This is a genomic window from Corynebacterium sp. HMSC078H07, assembly GCF_001812805.1.
Classification (GTDB): Bacteria; Actinomycetota; Actinomycetes; order Mycobacteriales; family Mycobacteriaceae; genus Corynebacterium.
The window spans coordinates 99,589-107,098 of record NZ_KV810463.1 but is presented as its reverse complement, the minus strand read 5'-3'; the positions used below and the strand labels follow the sequence as shown (position 1 = coordinate 107,098).

The 7,510-nt window shown below is 61.1% G+C and carries 8 protein-coding genes and 1 pseudogene; 8 read left to right on the top strand and 1 reads right to left on the bottom strand.

Features of this window, described 5'->3' with window-relative positions; translation table 11 throughout:
* The 5 genes from HMPREF2875_RS13800 to otsB all read left to right on the top strand — a co-directional run.
* On the top strand, positions 1 to 448 hold a 448-nt coding region (locus HMPREF2875_RS13800; RefSeq protein WP_210383009.1), incomplete at its 5' end, for a hypothetical protein.
* A 224-nt stretch (positions 449 to 672) separates the two neighbouring features.
* On the top strand, positions 673 to 1,020 hold the full coding sequence (locus HMPREF2875_RS04250) for a hypothetical protein (RefSeq protein ID WP_061924617.1): 348 nt from the start codon (positions 673 to 675) through the stop codon (positions 1,018 to 1,020).
* A 5-nt stretch (positions 1,021 to 1,025) separates the two neighbouring features.
* Positions 1,026 to 2,456 carry an alpha,alpha-trehalose-phosphate synthase (UDP-forming) gene (locus HMPREF2875_RS04245; protein ID WP_049063231.1) on the top strand — a complete coding sequence of 477 codons (1,431 nt, stop codon included), beginning with the start codon at positions 1,026 to 1,028 and terminating at the stop codon, positions 2,454 to 2,456.
* Positions 2,453 to 2,950 carry a metal ABC transporter substrate-binding protein gene (locus HMPREF2875_RS04240; RefSeq protein WP_235591083.1) on the top strand — a complete coding sequence of 166 codons (498 nt, stop codon included), beginning with the start codon at positions 2,453 to 2,455 and terminating at the stop codon, positions 2,948 to 2,950. Before HMPREF2875_RS04245 ends, HMPREF2875_RS04240 begins: the two co-directional genes overlap by 4 nt.
* A gap of 20 nt (positions 2,951 to 2,970) precedes the next feature.
* Positions 2,971 to 3,717, top strand: coding sequence for a trehalose-phosphatase (gene otsB / locus HMPREF2875_RS04235; protein ID WP_061924620.1), 747 nt, complete (start codon positions 2,971 to 2,973; stop codon positions 3,715 to 3,717).
* Positions 3,718 to 3,832: 115 nt separating this feature from the next.
* Here otsB and HMPREF2875_RS04230 read toward each other — a convergent pair.
* Positions 3,833 to 4,943 (bottom strand): annotated as a pseudogene (locus HMPREF2875_RS04230) (LacI family DNA-binding transcriptional regulator).
* Between the two features lie 118 nt (positions 4,944 to 5,061).
* On the opposite strand from HMPREF2875_RS04230, the gene HMPREF2875_RS04225 reads away from it, so the two are divergent.
* The 3 genes from HMPREF2875_RS04225 to HMPREF2875_RS04215 form a co-directional block, all read left to right on the top strand.
* Entirely contained in the window at positions 5,062 to 6,015 is a 954-nt protein-coding gene (locus HMPREF2875_RS04225; protein ID WP_070670612.1) for a metal ABC transporter solute-binding protein, Zn/Mn family, read from the top strand.
* The gene (locus HMPREF2875_RS04220; protein WP_062043320.1) at positions 6,015 to 6,716 is read left to right on the top strand and encodes a metal ABC transporter ATP-binding protein; all 702 of its coding nucleotides are present in this window, start codon (positions 6,015 to 6,017) and stop codon (positions 6,714 to 6,716) included. The genes HMPREF2875_RS04225 and HMPREF2875_RS04220 overlap by 1 nt, the downstream gene beginning before the upstream one ends.
* A partial coding sequence (locus tag HMPREF2875_RS04215) for a metal ABC transporter permease (protein ID WP_210388150.1) occupies positions 6,694 to 7,510 on the top strand: 817 nt, incomplete at its 3' end. The genes HMPREF2875_RS04220 and HMPREF2875_RS04215, both read left to right, overlap by 23 nt.

Sequence of the window (7,510 nt, the reverse complement as noted above, 5' to 3'; positions counted from 1 at the left end):
CCCCGATGTGTCCACTTTCCGGGGGTCGGGCCCCGCAGCGATCAACCACCTGGCCAGCCTGTTTATAGCTTTTTCCAGCGTCAACAAGTTTCAAAGCTTTAGCGATGCGATCCCGCTCGCGTTGTATGGCTCCACCGCGACTGGTATTAGCGAGTTCGATACCGTCTTGGGCAAGGTATCGGTAAGCAGTCTGTGGGAAACCAGTCTCTTTCAGTGCGCTATGCGCAGACTGGCCGCTTTCTACAAGAGCAACGACCTTTTGGTACTGATCTTTGAATTTATTCTCAGTCAGACTCCGCTGACGCTGACCACGGCTAAGGCCCTCAGCCTGACGCCACACCTTCGCCGTAGCCTTCGAGACCCCCAACTCCTTCAGGATCACCGACATCGGACGCGCATCATGCAGATACGCCTCCACGTACCGCTCACACAGCCTCTTATCACTTGACATCTACACAACCTCCTAGCTGTATAGATGCATTCACCACCTGAACTCGCCTTCCCTGCACGGCACCGATTTGGCAGTTAGGGCGAAATCCTCGCCGTGCCCGGCGCCATAACCCAGGCCCACAAAATAGATCTCTGCGCACATAGCCCCGAATCCGCACCGCACGGCCGCATGGCGTAGAATATGCGGTCTGAAAGCTTTCACAACTCGTTCAGGAGGACTTCGTGCCACCAAAGGTCACTGACACTCAGCCCGCTGCAGACCAGAACAATGCAGTCGAGGAGGAGACCGCCCGCGCTGCGCGCCGCATCGTCGCTACTTATGCTGAGGACTTCCTCGATGGCGTGACCTTGATGTCCATGCTCGGCGTCGAGCCAGATGGCTTGGTACACAAGAAGGTTCTGGCAGAGCAGGAAGACGCTGCGCCAAAGAAGGCTTCTAAGAAGTCCTCGAAGAAGACAACCAAGAAATCTTCGAAGAAGACCACCAAGAAGGCAACGAAGAAGTCGACCAAGAAGTCCACAAAGAAGACCGCCAAGAAGGCTTCTAAGAAGACCACGAAGAAGGCCTAAGAACAATGTCTGGCCACGACAATTCCTTCGTGGTGGTGGCCAACCGCCTCCCCGTGGATCTGGAGATCCAACCGGACGGCACCCGCACCTGGAAGGCCTCGCCTGGCGGCTTGGTTACTGCTTTGTCGCCAGTGCTGGAGGCCGAGCAAGGCTGCTGGGTGGGCTGGCCAGGCATCACAAACGACGCCCCGGAACCCTTCCACACCGAAAACGGTGTGCTGCTGCACCCGGTCAAGCTGACCGACGTGGATTACGAGGGCTTCTACGAGGGCTTTTCTAACGCCACCCTGTGGCCGCTCTACCACGACCTCATCGTCACCCCGCAGTACAAGCGCGAGTGGTGGTACTCCTATCGCGAGGTCAACCTGCGCTTTGCCGAAGAAGTAGCCAAGGTCGCAGCACCCAACGCCACGGTGTGGGTACAGGACTATCAGCTGCAGCTGCTGCCAGGCATTCTGCGCCAACTACGCCCTGATCTCACCATCGGCTTCTTCCTGCATATCCCATTCCCTTCCGCAGATCTCTTCCTGCAACTGCCATGGCGCGAAGAGGTCGTCCGCGGGTTGATGGGCGCCGATGTCATCGGATTCCACCTCGAATCCAATGCCCGTAACTTCTTAGAGCTGGCCACTCGCCTCGGCTTAGAGGTCACGGGCGAGGTCAGCACGCGCGACATCACTGCCGGCATCAAGGTCGATGGCCGCACCGTTGGCGTGGGCGCGTTCCCGATCTCCATCAAGTCCTCCGACATGACGCGGTTCAGTAAGGCGGAGGACCGCGACGTCGCCAAGCTGCGTGCGGAATTCGGCGGCCACCACCGCGTCATTTTGGGCGTCGACAGGCTGGACTACACCAAGGGAATCCTGCAGCGCCTCAAAGCTTTCGAGGAGCTGCTGGAGTCGCAGGCGCTGGATCCGAGCGAGGTTACGCTGGTACAGATTGCCACGCCTTCGCGCGAGCGCATCGACCATTACCGCGTGACCCGCTCGCAGGTCGAGGAAGCCGTAGGCCGCATCAATGGGCGCTTCGGCCAGATTGGGCGGCCAGTGGTCCACTACGTGCACCGCGCGGTGGACAAGGACATGCTGCGCAAGTACTACCGGCTTGCCGACGTCATGCTGGTCACCCCTTTCAAAGACGGCATGAACCTGGTGGCCAAGGAGTATGTGACCTGCCACGACGACGGCCGCGGTGCATTGGTGCTCTCCGAGTTTGCCGGCGCCGCCGCGGAGCTCAAGCAGGCCAACCTATGCAACCCTTTCGACATAGAGTCCATCAAACGCGCCCTGCTCAGCGCATTGAAGGCGCTTGATGATTCACCCGACACCATGCGCCAGCACATGCTCGACCTGCACGCACAGGTGGTCCAACACGACGTGGATGTATGGTCGCGCGCCTTTTTGAGCGCCCTAGAGAAAGCAGCGAAGAACAAGTGAAGCGAGTAATTACAGCGGCACTTCTCGCCGCATCAATGACACTTAGCGCCTGCGGCTCCGAGGATTCAGGGCCGCAGCCACGCGGTGACGAGAGAATCGTGGGCAAGGACTGGCAAGTAGTGGCTATCTACACCAAGCCGGATGAGCCTTCTGCGATTCCGCAGACCGCTAAGGCGGTGCCACAAATGAGCTTCGGCGAATCCTCCATTGTGGGCTCTACTGGCTGTGCGCCGTTCCAAGCCAAAGTCTCCTACAGCGAGGCCGAGGATGCCGCCAATATCCGCGACGCGGACACCATGCACATCGATAAGGTGCGAATGGATACCCGTCCCGACGATTGCACCGGCTCGGCACTATGGGCGGATAATCTGCTACGCAATCTGCTGGCGGAAGACCATGATTTTGAGGTTCGGCTAAACCCGAATAATCAGCTGGTTCTGACTCTGGATACCGCCGAGGTGGACTCCCCCGCTATTCGCATGGTCTCGCTTTAGGGCTGTTTTAGGATGAGGGCATGATTGAAAAGCTCGCAGCAACCAAGCATCTGGCCGTAGTTTCTGACTTTGATGGCACCCTCGCCGGTTTTGCCAATGACATCTATGCGGTTCACGCCGAGCCGCGGTCGTTGGCTGCCCTGGAGCGTCTGGCGAAGCTGCCGGATACCACGGTAGCGGCGCTTTCTGGGCGCCACCTGGAAGGGCTAAAGCGCGTCTTCCCGCTGCGCGAGCCGGTTCTGTTGGGCGGCTCCCACGGCGCGGAGTCCTCGTGGCAGGACTCTTCCCTTTCGCCGGAAGCCCAGGCGCACTTGGACCGCAAGGAAGCAGAAATCCGTGAGCTGATGGAGCGCTTTCCTGGCGCGGAAATTGAGATTAAGCCTTTCCAGCGCGTGTTCCACCTGCGCCGCTTGGAGCTTACAGACCCAGAGCTAGCCGCCGAGGCCTACGCTGCTGGCCGCGCACTCGACCCAGCCGGTTTCCCCATGACTGCCGGCAAGTCTGTCATCGAGTTCTCCGCTACCCAGGCCACGAAGGGCTCATGGATTTCCGAGCTGCGCGAGCGCGTCGGCGCCACGGCCACGGTTTTCTTGGGCGACGACGTCACCGACGAAGACGGATTCGCGGTTTTGAATCAGCCACCAGACCTGGGCGTGAAGGTTGGCGAGGGCGAGACGCTAGCCGCACACCGCGTTCCGGATATTGCGGCTGTGTCTGATTTCTTGGAGGAGCTCGCTGCGGCCCGCGCGGTTCACCTCGGCGCTTAAGCGTGATGCGCGGTAAACGGGGCAAGCGCGGTAAACGGGACAAGCGCGGTACATTTTGCCAAATAAGGCGCTGATTTCGGCAAGTTTTGGCGCAATATTTGGCAAAGTGTGCCGACTAGAGCCGCCAATCCAATAAATGCTGCTCGCGCGGCGAGCCCACCGTGGTCCCCTCGTTGAAGCGGGTGGGCAGCAGCTTGTGGTCGTGCGCTGGGGCAGTCTCGGAAAGCGCGGCGTCGATGTGCTCGGCCAACATGTGGCCTGCCGCCGCACCCTTGGCTTTATTCGGCTGGACCACGGTAGTAAGCCCCGCCAGCAAGGCGGTGGTGATGCCGTCAAACCCCGTCACGGAGAGGTCTTTCGGTGCCGCGAGGCCAGCATCGCGCAAGACGCCGAGCACGCCGAGCGCCATCGAGTCGGTGGTGCACAGCACGGCGGTCAGCTCAGGGCGCGCGGCAAGCAGCTCTTCCGCGGCAGCGCGCGCGGTGCTCGCATCGTTGATGTGGCGGGTGACAATGGGAATCTCGCCAATGCCTGCCTGTGCAAATACATCGAGAGCGCCCAGCACGCGGTCGCGCTGGACGTGCATGTCTGCGCGTTCGACCTGCTCCGGGCTCACGAAACCATCGATGCGCTCGTAGTGGAGACGAATACATAGGATGCCAATGCGGCGGTGGCCAGCCGCGAGCAACGCGCGGGCGGCGGGCTTGATTGCCTCGCGGTCATCGATGCCCACGAAGGGAAGGCCAGAGTCCTTGGGCTGATCACAGACCACCAGCGGAAGACCACGCGTTCGCGCCGCTTCCACAGATTCGGACGAGACCGAGTAGATGACGAAGCCATCCACGGCGGCGCGGGTGAGGAGGGCGGCAGCGTCGTCGGAAGGGGCGTCGGGCCCTGCGGGAATCAGAGTTAGGGTGGTCGCGGCACCCGTGGATGCCTCTGCCATGCCGGCTAGAAAATCAACGGAGGCGGCGTCCTCGAAGGCGTAGGACAAGTGCTCGGTCAGGAGGACCCCCCGTGGAGCCCGCGCGGCGGGTGCGCAGGCTGCGCGCGGTGGGGTCGGGGCCCGTGTAGCCGTGGGCTGCGGCCGCGGAGAGAATGCGCTCGCGCGTGGCCGGGGCCAGCTGGTCTGGGCGATTATATGCATTGGAAACGGTGGTACGCGAAACACCCAATTCAGCAGCCAGCGAGGCTAGCGTTTTCCGATTCTGGCTGCGTTTTACCATGCTGGCTACCCTACCCTGTTCACCTCTGCGTTTCGCGTTTCAGGCAAGGTCTTTAGCGAGCGGATTTTCAATACATTTCCGTTTGACAACAATTTTCAACAAACGCAAACTAGAGGGCATGAGTTTTTCCCTTAAACCCCTGGCTGCGCCCGCCGCTCTCCTGTGTGCAGGCAGCCTCACCCTGGCCGGTTGCTCCAGTACCGATAGCGCCGATGAGGACACCATCAAGATCGTCGCCTCCACCTCCATCTGGGCAGATGTGGCCCAGGAAGTCATCGACTCCGCACAGAGGCAAGACGTCAAGGTTAAGGTCGAGCCAATCGTCAAGGGCAACGGCGTCGACCCGCACCACTTCGAGCCCACCGCAGCCGACATCGCTAAGGCCAACGAAGCCGACGTCCTCATCGTCGGTGGCGGCGGATACGATTCCTGGCTCTACCAGGCTGTGAAGAACCAGGACGAGATCATCCACGCGCTGCCGCTAACTGATCACGGCAAGCTCGACGAAGAGCCGGACGTAGTCACCGCGGCAGAGGCCAAGGACATCGCCAAGAAGGAGCCCTCCAAGGTCACCAACATCGAGGGCAACGAGCACGTCTGGTACGACGCTGCCGCCATCGAGAAGGTCGCCACCGAGGTCGCCGACCTCGTAAACGAGGAAAACCCAGAGGCCAAGGCATCTGCAGACCCGCTGTTGGAGCGCGTCGAGGACATTAAGGCGCGTGTCGAGAAGCTGCCGAAGCTCAACTATGCGCAGACCGAGCCGATCGCGGACTACATCATGAAGTACACCCCTGCTTTGGACGTGACGCCGGAGGGCTTCCGCAAGGCCACCGTGTCTGAGGGCGAGCCGACTGCCGCCGACCTCGCACGCTTCCTAGAGGCCATCAAGGAAGACAAGGTCGATCTGCTGATTTATAACCCACAGACCGAGACCGATATCTCCTCGCGCATCCACAAGGCAGCTGAGGAGCGCCACATCCCTATCGTGGAAATCGGCGAGACCCCACCAGAGGGCACGAACTTCCTCGACTACTACGAGCAGGCCGTGGACCACATCGAGGCGGCTTAGTGCTGGTTCAATTCCATGAAGCGGCCGTGGAACCGCTGTGGTCGGGGCTCAACCTGGGCGTCGACAAGCGCGAATTCATCGCCGTCTTGGGGCCAAACGGCGTGGGCAAGTCCACCTTGCTGGGCACCATCCTGGGCACGCGCCAGCTCACCGGAGGGCGCGTGGACGTCAATTCGCGGGTTGGTTTCATTCCGCAGCAGCGCATGTTTCCGCAGGATCTTCCCATGCGCGCCCGGGATTTGGTCTCACTGTCGTTGGCACACGGGGCCATCGCTAAGCGACGCCCCTCCCGCGCCCGCGTCGACGAACTCCTCGCTGAGGTGGGTGCCACCGGCATCGCCGAGCGCCGCGTGGGGCAGCTTTCGGGCGGTCAGCAACAGCTCATCCGGCAGGCCCAGGCGCTGGCCAATGACCCGCAGCTCATCCTTGCCGACGAACCATTACTCTCGCTCGATCCTGCCCGCCAGCAAGCGACCGTGGAAAAGCTCGACCGCTGGCGCAAAGAACGCGGCACCTCCGTGTTGTTCGTGACGCACGGCATCAACCCGGTGCTAGGCGTGGTGGATAAGGTGCTCTACGTCGCCCCGCATGGCCACATGTTTGGCGCTGTGGATGAGGTTATGCGCTCGGATGTCTTGTCTGAGCTGTATGGTTCCAAGGTCAACGTCATCGAGGTCGATGGGAGACTCATCGTTGTCTAATAAGTTTTTCGAAGACACCCAGTATCTGCTCGGCGTCGATTTCGTGCAGTCTTCTCTGTGGGCCTGCGCGCTGCTGGGCATCCTCTCTGGTGTGATGACCTCACTCATCGTGCTGCGCCAGATGTCCTTTTCGGTGCACGCGACGTCTGAGCTCGCCCTGATGGGCGCTTCGGCGGCCCTGCTCTTCGGATTTAACTTAGGCTTTGGTGCCATCGCGGGCGCCATCGTAGCCGCCATCATCCTCGCGGTGTTGGGGTTGAAAGGCCAGCAAGACAGCGCGATTGGCGTGGTGATGAGCTTTGGCCTTGGTCTATCGGTGCTGTTTTTGCATCTCTATCCGGGCAATTCCAATACGGCGATGACGCTGCTGACCGGCCAGATCGTGGGTGTTTCCGCGGCCTCGGTGTGGCTGCTGGCGCTGACTACCGTCATCATCGTGGGCGTCGTGTTGCTCTTCTGGCGCCCGCTGCTTTTCGCTTCCGCCGACCCGGTCATGGCGCAGGCAGCCGGCGTACCAGTGCGCGCTATCTCCGTAGGCTTTGCCATTCTGGTGGGCCTTACCGCGGCGCAGTCAGTGCAGATTGTCGGTTCGCTGTTGGTCATGGCGCTGCTGATTACACCGGGCGCAGCGGCAGTGCAGATCACCTCCTCGCCGGTGCGCGCGGTGCTGTGGTCCACGCTTTTCGCCGAGGTCGCCGCCGTGGGTGGCCTCATCCTCTCGCTAGCACCAGGCTTGCCAGTCTCGGTCTTCGTCACCACGATTTCTTTTGTCATTTACCTGGTTTGCCGTCTAA

What these genes read in the sequence shown, in the direction of transcription:
- HMPREF2875_RS04245 (WP_049063231.1), top strand. Translation starts at nt 1,026, where the DNA reads ATGTCTGGCCACGACAATTCCTTCGTGGTGGTGGCCAACCGCCTCCCC.
- otsB (WP_061924620.1), top strand. Translation starts at nt 2,971, where the DNA reads ATGATTGAAAAGCTCGCAGCAACCAAGCATCTGGCCGTAGTTTCTGAC.
- HMPREF2875_RS04225 (WP_070670612.1), top strand. Translation starts at nt 5,062, where the DNA reads ATGAGTTTTTCCCTTAAACCCCTGGCTGCGCCCGCCGCTCTCCTGTGT.